The following is a 16,425-nucleotide window of genomic DNA, read 5'->3' as shown; positions in this document are numbered from 1 at the left end:
TTATGGCTAAAAAAACCATGAAAATATATTTTCAGGACTTTATTGCACCCAAAAATGTATTTTATTTCTCCTTCTAAAAATCATTATTAGTCAATTTTGCACTCGAAGTTACTGAAGACCTCCACTTGACAGGTGTCATAAGCAATTTCCAAAACTAACTATTCAATTAACCAAATTACCAACCAAAATGACAAATTTTATCAGGATTAAAATGGGTCCTAATGGGGTATCTGGATTTAGTTTGAAAACAAAATTGATGCTATTCTGCATTTTGTTTTCTCTATCGCAAGTCCACGGATATACCCTTAGTTCTAAAGGTGCGGCGAAATCGCAAAATGTTCAACAACAAAAAAACATCACTGGACAGGTCAATGATGAAAATGGTATGCCACTTCCAGGTGTTACCATTTTGGAAAAAGGAAGTAAAAATGCTGCCCTAACAGATTTTGACGGAAAATTTTCTTTAAAAGTAGAAAATGAAAATGCTGTATTAGTATTCTCTTTTTTGGGGTATACCAATACTGAAGTTTCTGTAAAAGGAAAAACTATCGTAAATGTAAAAATGCAAAGGACAACGGCTTCGTTGGAGGAAGTTGTAGTTGTAGGATACGGTAAAATGAAGAAAAAAGATTTAACAGGAGCAGTTGTTCAAGTTTCTCCTGATAGATTAGTTAACCAAAATCCGCAGACCGTTCAGGATATCTTAAGAGGAACTCCTGGTGTGCGAGTAGGTTATGATCCTTCTGCAAAAGGAGGCGGGAATATACAAATTCGAGGGCAGACTTCTGTATATACAGCGGGTGGTCATAATTCACCTCTTATTATCTTAGACGGAATGCAGTTTTATGGTGAGCTATCAGAAATCAACCCTGACGATATTGCCCAACTTGATATTCTAAAAGATGCTTCGGCAGCATCTGTTTACGGATCGAGAGCAGCTGCAGGGGTTATTCTTATTTCAACCAAAAAAGGCAAAACAGGTAAGCCTATGGTAAGTTTTTCTACCAACACAACGATTAGCAATAAAAGTGCTTATCGCAAAGTGTATTCTCCAGAAGGCTACTTAAAATACCGTGAAGATTGGGAAACTGCTCAAACCTATGGTGTCAACACAGCAACAGGACAATACGAAGCATTTATTGCTGGAACAGTGGCTAATGGAAAACCAGGGTATTTTTCAAATCCAAATGATTTGAGTAAATGGGGCATTACTGAAGCGCAATGGTTAGCTTATCAGCCAGCCTCTCAAACAAATGGAAAAAGCAGTAAAGAAGTTTGGGGAGCACGTTTAGGATTGAATTTTGATCCATCACTAATGGCAAATTTCTTAGCTAATAAAACACATGACTGGAGCAATAGTTCTTTTAGAACAGGGATTAATCATGATAACAATTTAAGTATTTCAGGTGCAGCTGACAGAGTAAATTATTATGTTTCTTTTGGTTATTTAAAATCAGAAGGAGCTATTGTTGGGAACGATTATAAAGCCGCTCGCTCCAACATGAAAGTTGACGCTAAAGTTACAGATTGGCTTGACCTTGGAGTAAACGTTAATTTTCAAGATCGATCAGATGGAGATGTTACGCCTTCTTTAGGTACAAATGCTGGAGATAATAATATGATGAGAACCAGTCCGTTTGGAACCTTCATCGATGCAAATGGCAATTATGAGAGACAGCCTATGGGAAAAAATGTTTCTGGACAAAATTACAACTATTACTACGAGCGTCAATTTATTGATAAAGAGACAGGATATACAACATTGAATACTATTTTCAATGCTAAAGTAACTTTGCCTTTAGGTATCACCTACGCATTCAATATTGCTCCTCGTTACCAGTTTTTTCACGATCGTTATTTTAGATCAACGCAGAATCCAAACTGGCCTGCAGCTACCACAGGGGTAAATAGAAATAACTCAACAAGATTTGATTACAACTTGAATAATACCATTACATGGGATTATACGATTGCACAAAAACATCACATTATTGCCACTTTTGTTCAGGAAGCAGAAGAACGCCGTTTTTGGTCAGACGGAATGGATGCCTATAATATTCAGCCATCAGATGCATTAGGTTTTCACCTTGTTAACACAGCAACAATGGCGAATAGTGCACTTAGATCAAACGATACACATGAAACCGCAGATGCATTAATGGCGAGACTTTTCTATTCGTTTGATAATCGTTATATGCTGACAGCAACGGTACGCCGTGATGGATATTCGGCATTTGGAGCTTCAAATCCTTACGCAGTTTTCCCTTCTTTTGGTGTTGCTTGGAACTTTAAAAATGAGAAATGGTTTAACTGGGAACCTATGAGCACTGGTAAACTTCGTTTGTCTTGGGGTAAAAACGGAAATAGATCGCTTGCAGATCCGTATGTTTCTTTGGCAAACTTAGTCAATACTGGAACTATGGGCTATTTAGATGCTTCTGGAAAAGCACTTGAAATAAAGTATTTAGCACTTGACCGTATGGCAAATCCAAACTTGGAATGGGAAAAAACTACCTCAACAAATATTGGGCTTGATTTAGGATTCTTGCGTGATCGAATCACTGCTACATTAGATTTTTACAAAGCATCTACTCATGATATGATTATGAGCCAATCTTTGCCAGGTTTTACTGGATTTTCAACAATTGCTACCAACCTTGGAGAAGTTCAAAATCAAGGTTTTGAATTGAGCCTTAACACACTAAACATGAAAAAACCAAATTTTGAATGGCGTACTTCATTTGGAATATCTTACAACGAAAACAAAATTGTCTCATTATATGGAAACATGGTAGATATTAAAGATGATAATGGAAATGTAATCGGGAAAAAAGAAGGAAATGATTCTGCTAATGGATGGTTTATTGGAAGACCAATCTCCCAAATCTGGGATTATAGAGTAACTGGAATCTGGCAGAAAGATGAATGGAAAGAAGCTCAAAAATACGGACAGCGCCCTGGAGATCCAAAAGTAGCTAACAGTTATACAGCAGATGATATCGATGCGGTAGACTCAGATGGTAAACCATACAAAAAAGCAGTTTATAATGAAAAAGACAAACAGTTTTTAGGAAACTCAAATCCACCAGTACAATGGATGTTGCGTAATGATTTTAAGATTTATAAAAATTGGGATTTAGGTATTAGTATGTATGCTAATATGGGGGGCAAATCGCTGAATTCAAATTATATGAATACTTTCAACGATGCGAGTTTATATAAATTCAATTTTAACCCATACGTGAATCCATATTGGACATTAGATAACCCAACTAATGACTGGGCACGTCTTGATGCTAAAGGGCCTGCCGGAACTCCAGTTGCACCGGGAAGATTGTATGACCGTAGTTTTATTCGTCTAGATAATATTTCGCTTGCCTACACGCTTCCTAAAGATCTTATGGATAAAGTGCATATTAAGAGTATAAAAATATATGCTTCAGTTCAAAACGTAGCGACATGGGCTGCTTCTAAAGAATGGAAATATTTTGGAGATCCAGAAACAGGAGGATTGGCTACGAGACAGTTTAATTTAGGTTTTAATTTCCAACTTTAAAATTATACAACAATGAAAAAATATATAAAAAATAGCATTTCAAAGCTAGTGCCTTTTTTAGCATTGGCAGTGCTTTCTAGCTCTTGTTCAAAAGATTTTCTCGAAGCAGATCCGCTTTCGTTCTATGAACCTGAAACTACGTTCTCTACAGAAGCTGGGTTACAGGCAACTTTAGCACTTTGTGATAAGCAGTTGCGTAATAATTATATTCACTTTGGTTATTCTGGTGTTAGCGTGCCAATTGGTACCGAGTATCTTTTCTCTGATATGGCCCAATACGGAAAAACAGACACGGGTAGCAATATTGCCGATTATGCTAATACTATTGTTCCTACTGGAGATTTTAGAAGAGATGCTGGTGGAGAACATATTTATCTTGGGTTCATGTGGACAGAAGCGTATACAGGAATTAAAAATGCAAATACTGTATTAACCTATATTGATAAAGTAACAAGTTTATCAGAGGAAGTTAAACGAAAATATATTGGTCAAGCATATTTCCACAGATCTTATCGTTATCTAAATTTAGTATATCAATTTGGAGACATCCCGTTGATTACTAAAATTTTAGAAGTTCCAAAACAGAGTTATTATTCTACTAAAAAAGAAGCCATCATAGAAATGATTACAGCAGATATGGAAAAAGCTGTAGAATGGGTTCCAGAACAGGCTAAAATTGGATATGTTGGAATGGTGAGCAAAGGCGCTTGCCGTCAGCTGTTGATTAAATGTTATTTAGCATCAGGCAAATTTGCTGAAGCTGAAGCGCAAGCTAATATTTTGATTAACCAGTCAGGCTATGCATTGGTGCAAGGCAATTTAGGAATTTTTGATCCAGGAGGAAATCCTACCGCATGGCCAATTACAAGAAATGTGATTTGGGATTTACATAGACCAGAAAACAAAGTGATTAGCTCTAATACTGAGGCCATATTGGTGGCTCCAAATGGAGGTGCGCAATCGTTTTTAGCCTTTTCATCCATGAGAATTTTTGGTCCAAACTGGAATGATGCCAATTTAATTACTCCCGACGGAAAAACTGCAGCACCTCGTTTTCCGTTGACTGATAAAACAAATTATAATGCAAAGTATGATTATCAAAGAGCAATTGGACGTGGAATTGGTACAATCAGCGGTTCTTATTACTCACAACATCCAATGTGGGTTGTAAATGGTGTTGAAGATAAAATCGATCTTAGGCATAACAGTACTGTCGGTAACTGGGTAAATATGGAAGATCTTAAATATGCATCTGGAGCTGGCGGAAGCGCGACATGGGCAGGTCAAAATTTCAGAATGAGGGATGCATCTGGAAAATTGTTAGCACAAGATTCTATTCGTGACTGGTTTGATTTCCCACATTATAAAATCTTTTATCATGATGTCGTGGCCGAAGCAAATCCAGCAGCAAATGATTTTCAAGGAGCTACTGCAGGAGCAAGTGCACACATGTATATCTATCGTTTAGCCGAAACCTATTTACTGCGCGCTGAAGCACGTTTTTATCAAGGCAATGTTTCTGGAGCGGCTCAGGACGTAAATGTGGTAAGAGCTAGAGCAAAAGCTTCGCAAATGTATACTACAGTAACGATTGGTGATATCTGCGCAGAAAGAGGAAGAGAACTTTATATGGAAGAATGGAGAAATGTAGAATTAAAACGTATTTCGCACTGTTTGGCTCTAAGCGGAAAAGCAGATGAATGGGGAAATACGTATAGCAAAGATACTTGGGATAAACAATCAGGAAAAGATGCAACTGGCGGAAGCTACTGGTGGCAGCGCATTGTACATTACACGCTTTACAACAAATATCCAGCTGGAATTTCTCTTAAACCAGGCGTAAAGTTTTATTCTATGGACAAGCGTAATAATTACTGGCCAATTCCTTATAGACTTGCTATAGAGCCTAATATTAAAGGTCAGTTAAGCCAAAATTTTGGTTATGATGGTTATGATGCAGGAGTAAAAGTTTGGGATAAATGGCAAGATGCCGTTGCCGACGAAAGCAAAATTTAATTTTTATAAAAGATTAGAAGATAGAAACGAGTTAAAGTTCATTTAACTCGTTTTTATTTTAAATGAATTGTCATTTTTGCCTGCGCATTTACATTAAAATAGCATCGAAAAGCCTTTGGTATATTTTATAAACAAATCAATTGCAAGCAGAATAATTATAACTAGTACAAAAGCTATAAAGTATGTCAATCTTTGAGCTTTTTTATCAAATTCAAAAGTTTTGGGATTAATAAAACTATCAGCATAAACAGCAGGCGAAATTTTTATATGTGGGCAAAATAAAACAGCACCTTGCAGAAAATGAGCAATTAGCTGATATTTATTTTTCGGAACATAAGACAATCCATTTTCAGCTGTTGAAAAATGAATAGGAACTTTCACTCCGTTCTTAAAACCAAAAATATATCCTGGCGAATATTTTGTTCCAACTTTCCGATCAATATCGCTTACGTAATCCTCTTTGCTCTTCTCGAGTTCTTTATATAAAACACTGTAAACCGAACCATCAGCTTGTTGATGATGAAGACCATCTTGATCTACAGAAATCAAAACGACTTTTTTTTGCTTTTGATGGAGGTAATTTTTATACAGTAACCAACTGCCCCAAAGCAGCAAAGGGAAATAGATAAGATTGAAAATCATTTCTCCGTTAGACAAAGGGCTATTATGCTCCAATTGGAGAGCTAATGGAATTCCAACAAATAAAGCAATCATTGCGATGCATAAAAGTGCAAACAGCATATACATTACTACGGTAACGACAGTATTGCGCTCAGAGCACATTTTTGGAAAGTTTTCTTTGCTGTAAACCATTAAGTTTGAAATACTAAAAAAATTGAATTATGCCTAACTTCTGCTCATGAAGATAAATTTTATACTAAAAATGATAATAATTCCATTTCTGATGAAATAGAATATATTTAATCTACTTATTTTTTAGTTTTATAAACTTTATAAAATACAAAAAGAATACCCAGCCAAATTGGAATTAATTCTACAGATAACTTCATATCCGTCATCCACATGATAAATAAAATACCCAACAAAAAAATAAAACAGATGTAATTGCTTATCGGATAAAATATCGATGCAAACTTAGTTTTTGTATTTTCCCTGTCTTTTGCACGTCTAAATTGTAGATGCGTATACGATATCATAACCCAGTTAATCACTAAACAAGAAACGACCAAAGACATTAAAATGCCAAAAGCTTCTTCTGGCATTAATTTGTTTATTAAAATACAGATAGCCGCAAAACACGAAGAAATTAAAATCGCATTAATTGGCACTGAGTGTTTGTTTAGCTTCTTCAAAAATTTAGGAGCACTGCCCTGATCTGCTAAACCAAATAACATACGTGAGTTGCTGTATACACTACTATTATATACAGACAAGGCGGCAGTTAATACAATCAAATTAAGCACATTAGCAATAAGGCTTGTAAAATATATTTTGTTGCCAAACAACTCAAATTCCATTCCGTTTAAATTTTGAAAAACCATAACAAACGGACTGCTATCTGTAGTGATTTGTTTCCAAGGTGACAAAGCAAACAAAATTACCAATGCCCCAACATAAAATATAAGAATTCTATAGATAACCTGATTGGTCGCTTTTGGAATGTTTTTTTCTGGATTTTCTGCCTCAGCTGCAGTAATTCCAATTAATTCTAAACCTCCAAAGGAGAACATAATTAATGCCATTGCAGCTAATAAACCTTGAAAACTGCCATTTGAAGTTTTTTCAAAAATGCCTTTTGGAAAGAATCCCCCATCGTTATACAAATTATGAATCGTAGCCTGCTCTCCTCCTGTTCCACTTACGAGCAAGTACGTTCCAAAAAGTATCATAGCAATAATTGCAACAACTTTTATAATAGAAAACCAAAATTCGGTTTCTCCGTACACTTTTACCGAGGCAAAATTCAAAGCATTAATAACCAGAAAGAAAAATAAACTGGATGCCCACAGCGGAATTTCAGGCCACCAAAACTGCACATAAACCCCGATGGCTGTAAGTTCAGCCATACTAACTAAGATGTATAAAATCCAATAATTCCAACCTGATGCAAAACCTGCAAAAGAACCACAATATTTATAGGCAAAATAGCTAAAGCTTCCTGAAACAGGTTCTTCAACAACCATTTCACCAAGTTGTCTCATAATAAAAAAGGCTATAATTCCAGCAATAGCATATCCTAAGATAACAGATGGCCCTGCTAATACAGCCGCTGGACCAATGCCCAAAAAAAGGCCTGTTCCTATTGATCCGCCTAAAGCAATTAACTGAATGTGACGGTTAGTCAGCCCACGTTTAAGCTGATTCTCTTCTGCGTCTTCATGATTTTTTTCCACAAATTAGGTTTTAAAGGAGTTAAATGTTTTTCAGAAATCTATAAAAAGCGAAGATAGGTTAAAAAAGGAATCGTACAAAGCTATACTCAAAATTGTATCACGCCTATCAATTCTAAGAAATTTTGAAACTTCTTTTTTTTGTTTTAAGCAAACTGCAATACAGGATTCGGAAAAAGAATTAAAATCAAAAAAAAGACAGATATCAAAATATCTGTCTTCATGATTAACAATCATATTTAGCGCAAAAACAAAAGCCTTGGAAGTTCCCAAGGCTTTTGTTAAAATGTTTTTATGCTGACTATTATTTACTGAAATCGTAGCTTAGCGAAGCGCCAAGACCAAATTGAAATGTTGATGCATAATCAGTGACTGCTACTGGACCCCAGTAGTAATCCCAATAGTAATCATATCCAACAGCTGCTGACATAGACTGCAAATAGGCATGAAGATTAATCGATACCGGCGAATCGGTTTTTATTTTCACACCGCCCTTAATCTCCCAAGCAAAATAAGTTCCGTTACCGCTTTTTGGCGTTTCAAGAATTGACACCCCTAAACCTGCACCAAGAAAAGGAAGCGCTTTCTGGGAGCTTGAGCCAAAATAATACGTATAATCTGCCAGTATGTAATTGATAGCGCCTTTATCATCGCCCGCATTAACTTGGGTTCCAGGAGCAATAGCACCATTGTTTAAAGGCACTTTTGTATACAAAGGCATGTGTGTATCGAGCCTGTTATACTTCAACTCGATTGAAGCATTATCCATTATAAAATATTCCAGACCTGCTCCCCACTCAAAACCATCTTCCACCTTTCCGTAAGATGAATCGAAATCTACTCTATCGGAAAAGGTATACCCTCCATAGAGGTTAAGCAGAAATGATTGGCTGCTTTGCGCTGAAAGCACCAGTGAAAAGAAAAACAAGGTAACTAATAAATGATACTTTTTCATAATTTCTAATTTTTTAATTTGTTCATGGCTAATTTCTTTTCAAAGTTATCTTACAGAATTGATTTTCAGCTAAAATACAAGACCAAACATGTTTCAAATTATAAAATGAAACCAATTTATTGGTCATTTATAAAAAAATCACGCACAAAAAAGACCAGACATCCTAGACATCTGGTCTTGCCATTACCTCTCCATAAATCAATCTCGCTTTAAAGCCTTCAGGTTGTAATTGACCATCTAACGATCACCAAATTCCTTACGACTGTAAAAAGTATCGTCATCGGCGTCATACCCTACACTTGGATCATTATCAGGATAGTACGACCTTAGCACTGCCCTTTCATAATTTCGGTCAAATCGCTGCTGAGTATTGAAACGGCCTGTTCTTCTGAATGTGTCATATCCGATTCCACTTGCCATAACAGTCTTCGTATCTTTATTAATATTCACCGAACCAATTGGTATGATCAAATGGCTGTCTCCGTCACGGTACATAAATTCCTTTTCATTTCCATCTGCTATATTTTCATGCACCTCTCGCTGGCTGTCCTCAATTAAGGTTTTATCGGCTTTTACATCTAGATACACCACACGCTGCATATCTTTGTTCACCCATAGATTGTCAATAGTTCCTATTGTACGATTGTCCGCATCCACTATCTTCCATCCCCTGACATCAGAATAGTCAGAAGCTACTTTATAGTCGGAAAGCTCATCAAGCCTGTATAAATTTCTGTCTTTATTTTCCATGTTTTTGTTGCTTTTATAATTAATTTCCAATGGTATCCGCTGGAGTAACATTTTCGATTTCTGTTCTATTCGGATCCTGCATCTGATCGTCCCTTAAAAAGACATAATATACAATCGCACCAATCAAAAGCAGGGCTATAATCCATGGCCAGATAGGCTTCTTCTTTTCAATTTTAATTTCTGCCATAACTTTAATTTTTATTATTGATATTCATTTTTTTTAACTTCATCATAAAGTTACAAACCGCAAAAAATCATAAAGTATTTAATTTCAAGCAGATGTTATAGAATTCCCAGTAGATTGAAAAACTTTAAATTTTCTCTTTGCATTAGATGTTGATTTATAATCTAAAAAATCATTTTATAGGGTTTCTCTTAAAAAACACGTATTACTACCTGATGGCAATTTCAAACGTCATCTTACATTTGTTATGATTTAATAATCGAATATTTACAGATAATATTCCTGCTCCAAATGTTTCTAAACAAAAGCTATTGTTATATTCTTCTGAAATAAACTATTATTAAAATCCCCATTTCTATACTCCTATCCTATTGAAATGCTGCTATAAAAGGCATGAATATTCAATAGCATCAAAAAACTCTGCGCCAAAACATCTGTATGTAAGATTTCCAGTTCAGCTACTGGTGAATTCCATGTGGATTTATTTCATTTTTTAAGTTAGAAAAATCAAAAAACAAATCAATTCTTCAGCTACTATGAAAAACACGGTAAATTTCTTTTTAAATGGGAAACCCACGATTATAGAAAATCCTTCTCCCGATTTACTTTTAATTGATTATTTAAGATCTCCCGAAGTAGCGCTCTGCGGACCAAAGAAACCATGTGGACAAGGGGGCTGTGGCGGATGTACAGTTATCTTGTCAGAATGGGATAATCAGGAAAAGAAACCCAACCATCTGGCAATAAACTCCTGCCTTAGGCCAGTATGTTCTATAGGAGGACTTTCTATTACCACTATCGAAGGAACAGGTGCAGCCCGTAAGCCCGATCCAGAGCATTTTGTCCAAAAAACCAGCTCAACACGCATGCCTGCTCCGTTAGGCGAAGATTATTCTCCTGTATTAGAAGAGGCTGAAAAACAAGCTGAAGAAAAACATCTTGCTGTTCTAAAAAAAGTTGCCCGAGCCACTAAAGATGGATCCAGTGCTGCTGACATAAAACTTATAAAGAATATTTCTGATTTTCCATCTGAAGAGACGCATACAGGAATAAACCCAGTCGCATATCAATTGGCGCTTAATAACGGCAGCCAATGTGGTTATTGCAGCGTAGGATTTGTGATGAATATGTCAGAATTCATAATCAATAACAAAAAAGCAACCAAAAAAGAAATCGAACAAGCCTTTGACGGTAATTTATGCCGATGCACAGGATATCGATCAATCCTTACGGGAATGAAAACTTTTGCTTCTGATTGGAGTAAGGATGATGAGGAAAAGAGGATGCCCTGCATGCTTGATCCTGTGGGTAAAGCTCAATTACCAGGCAAATTAGAAATACCTTTCCCAAAAGAAGCCCAAAATTCGGCTATAGGCGTTTCAACCAATCGATGGGCTGCTCCGACTACACTACAGGAACTCGCAGAAATTTTAAAAGAAAACCACGACGTTAGATTGGTACATGCAAATACCTCTTACGGAATTTATAAAAACGAGTATCTGCCAAGTACTTTTTACGCTGATATTCGCTTCATTCCCGAATTAAACGAGAGAAATAAAATAACTGAAGATCACATTCTGCTATCAGCCAGCACCACTTATAGCAGCTTTATTGAAATACTTTCTAAGTACATTGAAACTGGGCAAGACATTAAAAAGAAATCCCAATCGGATGTTACAGCACTTGAAGCATTAGACTATATGGCTCGCAGAACCGCTGGGCGAATAGTACGTAATGCTGCCACAATTGGCGGAAACACGATGCTAGTTCTAAAACATATTCCAAAAGGCACAGGCGAACCATTTCCGTCAGACCTTTTCACTGTCTTGTTTGCTTTAAATGTAAAAATCAGCTATTTCCAATTAGAGAAAAATGGCCAATTTAAAGCGTATGCAAAAACGGCAGAAGAACTTTTAGAAGCAATAAAAACAGATTCAAAACTTGCTGATACTATTGTTCTTAGCTCATATGAAATTTCGTTAAAAGACTCTAATGCTATTGTATTTGCTCAAAAAGTAGCACTTCGTGAAGTAAACGCTCACAGTATTGTCAATGCTACGACCAGCTTCAAAATTAGCGATCAGTATATTACGGAGTCGGCAGTAATTGCACTTGGAGGTATTGCTCCTTATCCGTGGAGAGCAACAGAGACTGAAAAAGCGATGATAAATATAAAGCTAGAGCTTAAAGACGCTGCTACACTTTCAGCAATTCTGGCAAAAGAAGTGCGAAAAGAACTAGATCTTCAGGACGAACGCATGAAAGAAGTTCCGAATGAAGATTTCACGAAAGAATACCGAACACAATTGGCCGTATCCTTTTTTTACAAATCAATCATTAACGCTTTAATTGCTAAAGGAGCTAAAATCCCAGAAAACCTGATTTCTTCGGCAGAAAACAAATGGAACAAATGGCCTGCAAGTGATGGCGTTCAAAAATATAAAACACAAGATTACAAAGCGCCAGTGGCACAGCCTTATATCAAAGTTACGGCCATGTACCAAACTTCAGGACAGATTCATTACACACATGAGCTTCCTGTGCCTCCACAAACATTAAACGGAGCATTTGTGCAAAGCCGAAAAGCCCTGATGAATTATTCTTTCGCAGTGAATGGCAAAAAAGTCGAAATTGAAGAATTACGAGTACATCTTAAAAAGGAATTTCCTGCTTTTAGCGATATTATTACTCATGAAAACGTTAAAAACGGAGGCCGTAATTATCAGGGAATGGGAAATGACCAGCCGCTTTTTGCAGAAGAATTAGTGAGTTATGTTGGTCAATCTATTGCTATGGTACTTGCCTCAAACGAACAGGAAGCAATCAGAATTGCCACAGAGGTTTCTGAAAAATATGTTCAATATACAAAACCTGGAACTCCTTGGACAGGAAAATGGAGTGAACCTATATTCGATTTTCTTGAAGCGATAAAAAAAGAAAGCATCTTTCCCGATGCGCCTACTTCAACCCCGTTTATATCACATATCTGGAAGATAACGCGACCAGGAAGCCAGTTTGATTGGGTGAAAGAACATCCCACTAAAATTGAAACTCTAATACGTGAACAATCCATAACCAAAAGAAAAGAGAATGTAGACAATATCCCGTGTACAGTGGTTACTTCTTCACAGCTTTGTGGTGGACAAGCTCATTTTTATATGGAACCGCAAGCCTGTATTGCAACTCCTGTAGACGAAGGCCGAATAAAAGTGCAGCCATCTGTACAAAGTCCAGGCGGAATGCATGATACGGTTGCCTCGGCATTAGCCATGTACCATCACCAAGTAGAAATAAATGTTCCGCCCGTTGGAGGAGGATTTGGAGGAAAAACCGAACAAACGCGCTTTGTGGCTGGACCTGCTGCGGTTGCTGCGAAAGCGGTGAAAAAGCCTGTCAGAATAGCCATGCCACGTGACGAAGATACTGCCATGATCGGGAAACGCCATGCATATTATGGTGAATACGAAATTGCCGTAGATACTGGTGAATATAAACCTGAAAACAAAGGAATTCTTCATGGTTTCCAGCTTAAAATGTGGGGAGATGGCGGTGCTTTCTATGACTGTTCCTTCATCGTATCCAATTGCATCCAACTGCGCACAGATAATGCTTATAAAATTAAAAATTTCGAAAGCCAGATTGATGTATGCAGAACCAATACCGCTCCTAGCACAGCGATGCGTGCCTTTGGAGATGTACAAGGAAAAAATATTGTAGAAAATGCTATTGATGATGCCGCTGTTTCTATTGGCATGAGACCTGAAGATCTGCGTGAAAAAAATCTTTACGACCGTGGTGATGTGACTCCATTTGGTCAGGCGCTTACTTACTGCTATATGAAACAGGTATGGGCATACGCTAAAGAAGTTTCAAATTTTGAAGCTAAATATGCAGATGTCCAAAAATTCAATAAAGAAAACAAATGGTTTAAAAGAGGTATTTCTATGATTCCTGTAAAATATGGGTCAGGATATAATCTGCTTATGCTGGAACAATCAGCTGCTATTGTGGCCATTAATCCAGCCGACGGAACCGTAGTAATCCATCAGGGAGGTGTTGAAATTGGACAAGGCTTAGTTACTCAAGCACAGCAGGTAGCTTCCTATGTCTTAGGAATTCCGATGGAGATGATTTTTATTGACAATGTAAATACAAGCATCACTCCGAATCCAACAAGTACGGGAGGTTCTACAGGAACTCCTTATTCATGCGAAGCCGTAAAACAAACCTGCGAGGAAATGCGATCTAGGCTTATGGAATTTGGCTATCAGATGCTAAATGAAAATGGCGAAGAATGGTGCAAAAATAAAAATATAGATTTTTGGAATTACGGCGCAGGTGAAAATAAAGGCTGGGCCAAAAAAATTGACCCAAAACAGGGAAATAAATCTATGATATGGCAAAACCTAATCAGTTTGGCCGCCTCTCAAAGGGTAAATCTTATTGCTACTTTTAATGCTAAAATAAAAGGTGGCGAAATACAGATTCCAGCCATGACATTTAAAACTGAAAAAGACCAGCCGAATATTCCAGGCATAGAACGTATAAAAGATGCTTCGCTTGGCGGCGGTGTTGATTCCTTTGTGGGCTTCACCTATTCTGTTGCCTGTTCTGTTACCGAAGTAGATATCCTCACAGGAGAAGTAAAAATCATAAGCTCTGATATTATTTATGATATGGGATGGAGTATGAATCCTGCTATTGACATAGGCCAGATTGAAGGCGCTTTTGTTCAGGGAATCGGATATTTATTAACTGAAAAATTAGTATCAGAAACAGACGGTCCAGACATCGGAAGATTAAATTCAACCAATACATGGCGTTACAAAATTCCTGCTATAACTACAATTCCGTTAGAAATGAACACCTATCTTTTTCCAAGGGATGAAAAATCTGTTCAAAGCATACCTGAAGATCCTAACCAGATATTTTCTGCCAAAGAGGTCGGTGAACCTCCTTTAGTGCTAGCCAACAGTGTCTTCTTTGCCATAAAAGATGCCATAAGAGCCTCAAGAGTAGAGCGTGGATTATCTCCACTATTTCGACTAGATGCTCCTGCTACTGTACAGGAAGTGCGTAGGGCTTGTGAGATTACTGAAAACAATTTAGCCAATACATAAACTATTAACCCAATCTTCAATTTATGAAACAATTAAGACCGCTTATTATAGCAATTTCGATTTTGTTTGCTTCCTGCGACAAAAAACGTGAAGAACCTGTTGCAGAAAAAAAGAATCTAGCCCTCGCTGCACTGGAACAGAAAAATTATGAAGAAGATGGTTTTCCCGACTTCGGTTACATGGTAAGCCCTCAAGAATATCGAGAAAAATATTCTGACCAGCCTATTTTTCGTCTAAAAACAGATTTCCCAACTGAATTGCCAGAGGAAATGCCTAAATTTCTGGATATTGATTTTAAGAAAGAACCTTTAAAATATATAGAAGCTGTACGTGACTATGGTTTTGAGGGAAATACAGAGGAATGGGATCCATACAAAAACAAAGTACGCAACTGGTACCATATTCCATGGCTTCATCCAAGTGTTGAAGGACCAAATGCTTACCCGCCAAACGGAGGTACAGAAGGTTTTCATGGTTTAATTAAAGAAGCGCCTCTGGGACCTCTACAGTTAGGACCAGGACTCAAAGGAATTGAGGGAGACTACTCGGTTTACGCCATTACCTTGATCAATGATAAAGCAGGTTATGCTATGGGTAAAATGTGGAAATCTCCTCAAAATCCTAATATAAAAGTATTGGATAAACGTTATGACAATGGCGGTTTCCCAACAGGGACTGTTTTTATCAAACTGCTTTTTACCGATGCTCCAAAAGGTACAGATTTCGTAGATTATCTTGTAAATCCGCTTACTTGGAAAGCTTATATAACAGAAAATTTCTGGAAATCAGACAAAAGAGTAGTTTCTGATGTGCACCTTCTGCAAATGGATATTTCTGTGCGTGATCCTAGAGCAGACAGAAGTCCTAGCAATCCTCAAGGAACTGGATGGGTATTTGGAACTTTCTGCTACAATGGTAAGCTAAACAAGAAAAACAAATTGATGAATCTTGTGCCTGTTGGGCTTACATGGGGGAATGATCCCGAAAACAAGATTAACAAAACATCTCCTTATCCGCCAATTAAGACTGAAGTAAACAAGGATTTGAAAGAAACGGTAATTTTCGAAAGTCCAAATCTGCCTCCTCAGCATCTTGGATGGAACGGCAGATTAGACGGTCCTGCTGATCTTAATACAGTTTCATGCATGTCATGCCATAATGCAGCTCAATATCCTGCAGTGACATCTCTTGTTCCGCCTAATGCTGCTCCAGACGGAGGCGTAAACCCACCTGTTGGAGGAGGAGGTAAAGTATGGATGGAGTGGTTTCAGAATATAGAATGCGGAACTTCTATGGACCCGAATGTATATTCAACCGATTTCTCGTTCCAAGTCGCTATAGCCTTAGAAAATTTCTTTACTGCTAAGGCTGCTTCAGAAAACGGTAAATTTGCATCACAATACAAAGCTGTTCATGTGCCTATACGCCGTGGAGATATTGCACCTAACAAATAATTTCACACTCAAAATTAAATCTTACCTGTCCTATTTTAT

At 37.2% G+C, this 16,425-nt stretch carries 9 protein-coding genes; 4 read left to right on the top strand and 5 right to left on the bottom strand.

Features of this window, described 5'->3' with window-relative positions:
- Positions 1 to 187: 187 nt before the first annotated feature.
- Together BLP44_RS14975 and BLP44_RS14970 are read left to right on the top strand one after the other, a co-directional pair.
- A complete protein-coding gene (locus BLP44_RS14975) occupies positions 188 to 3,556 on the top strand; it encodes a SusC/RagA family TonB-linked outer membrane protein (protein WP_091134119.1) in 3,369 nt (1,122 codons plus the stop codon).
- A 12-nt stretch (positions 3,557 to 3,568) separates the two neighbouring features.
- Entirely contained in the window at positions 3,569 to 5,572 is a 2,004-nt protein-coding gene (locus tag BLP44_RS14970) for a RagB/SusD family nutrient uptake outer membrane protein (protein ID WP_091134117.1), read from the top strand.
- Positions 5,573 to 5,665: 93 nt separating this feature from the next.
- On the opposite strand, the gene BLP44_RS14965 is transcribed toward BLP44_RS14970, so the two are convergent.
- From BLP44_RS14965 to BLP44_RS22975, 5 genes are all read right to left on the bottom strand, one after another.
- Positions 5,666 to 6,385, bottom strand: coding sequence for a hypothetical protein (locus BLP44_RS14965; RefSeq protein ID WP_091134115.1), 720 nt, complete (start codon positions 6,383 to 6,385; stop codon positions 5,666 to 5,668).
- Between the two features lie 116 nt (positions 6,386 to 6,501).
- Positions 6,502 to 7,926 (bottom strand): amino acid permease, encoded by a 1,425-nt coding sequence (locus tag BLP44_RS14960; RefSeq protein WP_091134113.1) that lies wholly within the window; start codon positions 7,924 to 7,926, stop codon positions 6,502 to 6,504.
- A gap of 301 nt (positions 7,927 to 8,227) precedes the next feature.
- Complete coding sequence (locus BLP44_RS14950; RefSeq protein WP_008469204.1) at positions 8,228 to 8,878, bottom strand: outer membrane beta-barrel protein; 651 nt, start codon at positions 8,876 to 8,878, stop codon at positions 8,228 to 8,230.
- Between the two features lie 237 nt (positions 8,879 to 9,115).
- Positions 9,116 to 9,679, bottom strand: coding sequence for a PRC-barrel domain-containing protein (locus BLP44_RS14945; RefSeq protein ID WP_236940355.1), 564 nt, complete (start codon positions 9,677 to 9,679; stop codon positions 9,116 to 9,118).
- Complete coding sequence (locus BLP44_RS22975; RefSeq protein WP_008469206.1) at positions 9,648 to 9,815, bottom strand: hypothetical protein; 168 nt, start codon at positions 9,813 to 9,815, stop codon at positions 9,648 to 9,650. Before BLP44_RS22975 ends, BLP44_RS14945 begins: the two co-directional genes overlap by 32 nt.
- 533 nt (positions 9,816 to 10,348) lie before the next feature.
- Between BLP44_RS22975 and BLP44_RS14940 the strand changes: the two genes are divergently transcribed.
- Entirely contained in the window at positions 10,349 to 14,932 is a 4,584-nt protein-coding gene (locus BLP44_RS14940) for a molybdopterin cofactor-binding domain-containing protein (protein WP_091134111.1), read from the top strand.
- A 23-nt stretch (positions 14,933 to 14,955) separates the two neighbouring features.
- On the top strand, positions 14,956 to 16,386 hold the full coding sequence (locus BLP44_RS14935) for a hypothetical protein (protein ID WP_091134110.1): 1,431 nt from the start codon (positions 14,956 to 14,958) through the stop codon (positions 16,384 to 16,386).
- Positions 16,387 to 16,425 lie beyond the last annotated feature (39 nt).

Source organism: Flavobacterium anhuiense (genome assembly GCF_900101855.1).
Lineage (GTDB): Bacteria > Bacteroidota > Bacteroidia > Flavobacteriales > Flavobacteriaceae > Flavobacterium > Flavobacterium anhuiense.
This window is presented reverse-complemented; position numbering and strand designations above follow the sequence as displayed.

Excerpts from the sequence above, each read along its gene's own strand:
- BLP44_RS14950 (WP_008469204.1), bottom strand. The coding sequence starts at position 8,878 with ATGAAAAAGTATCATTTATTAGTTACCTTGTTTTTCTTTTCACTGGTG.
- BLP44_RS14945 (WP_236940355.1), bottom strand. The coding sequence starts at position 9,679 with ATGTTACTCCAGCGGATACCATTGGAAATTAATTATAAAAGCAACAAA.
- BLP44_RS14965 (WP_091134115.1), bottom strand. The coding sequence starts at position 6,385 with ATGGTTTACAGCAAAGAAAACTTTCCAAAAATGTGCTCTGAGCGCAAT.
- BLP44_RS14975 (WP_091134119.1), top strand. The coding sequence starts at position 188 with ATGACAAATTTTATCAGGATTAAAATGGGTCCTAATGGGGTATCTGGA.
- BLP44_RS22975 (WP_008469206.1), bottom strand. The coding sequence starts at position 9,815 with ATGGCAGAAATTAAAATTGAAAAGAAGAAGCCTATCTGGCCATGGATT.
- BLP44_RS14935 (WP_091134110.1), top strand. The coding sequence starts at position 14,956 with ATGAAACAATTAAGACCGCTTATTATAGCAATTTCGATTTTGTTTGCT.
- BLP44_RS14940 (WP_091134111.1), top strand. The coding sequence starts at position 10,349 with ATGAAAAACACGGTAAATTTCTTTTTAAATGGGAAACCCACGATTATA.
- BLP44_RS14970 (WP_091134117.1), top strand. The coding sequence starts at position 3,569 with ATGAAAAAATATATAAAAAATAGCATTTCAAAGCTAGTGCCTTTTTTA.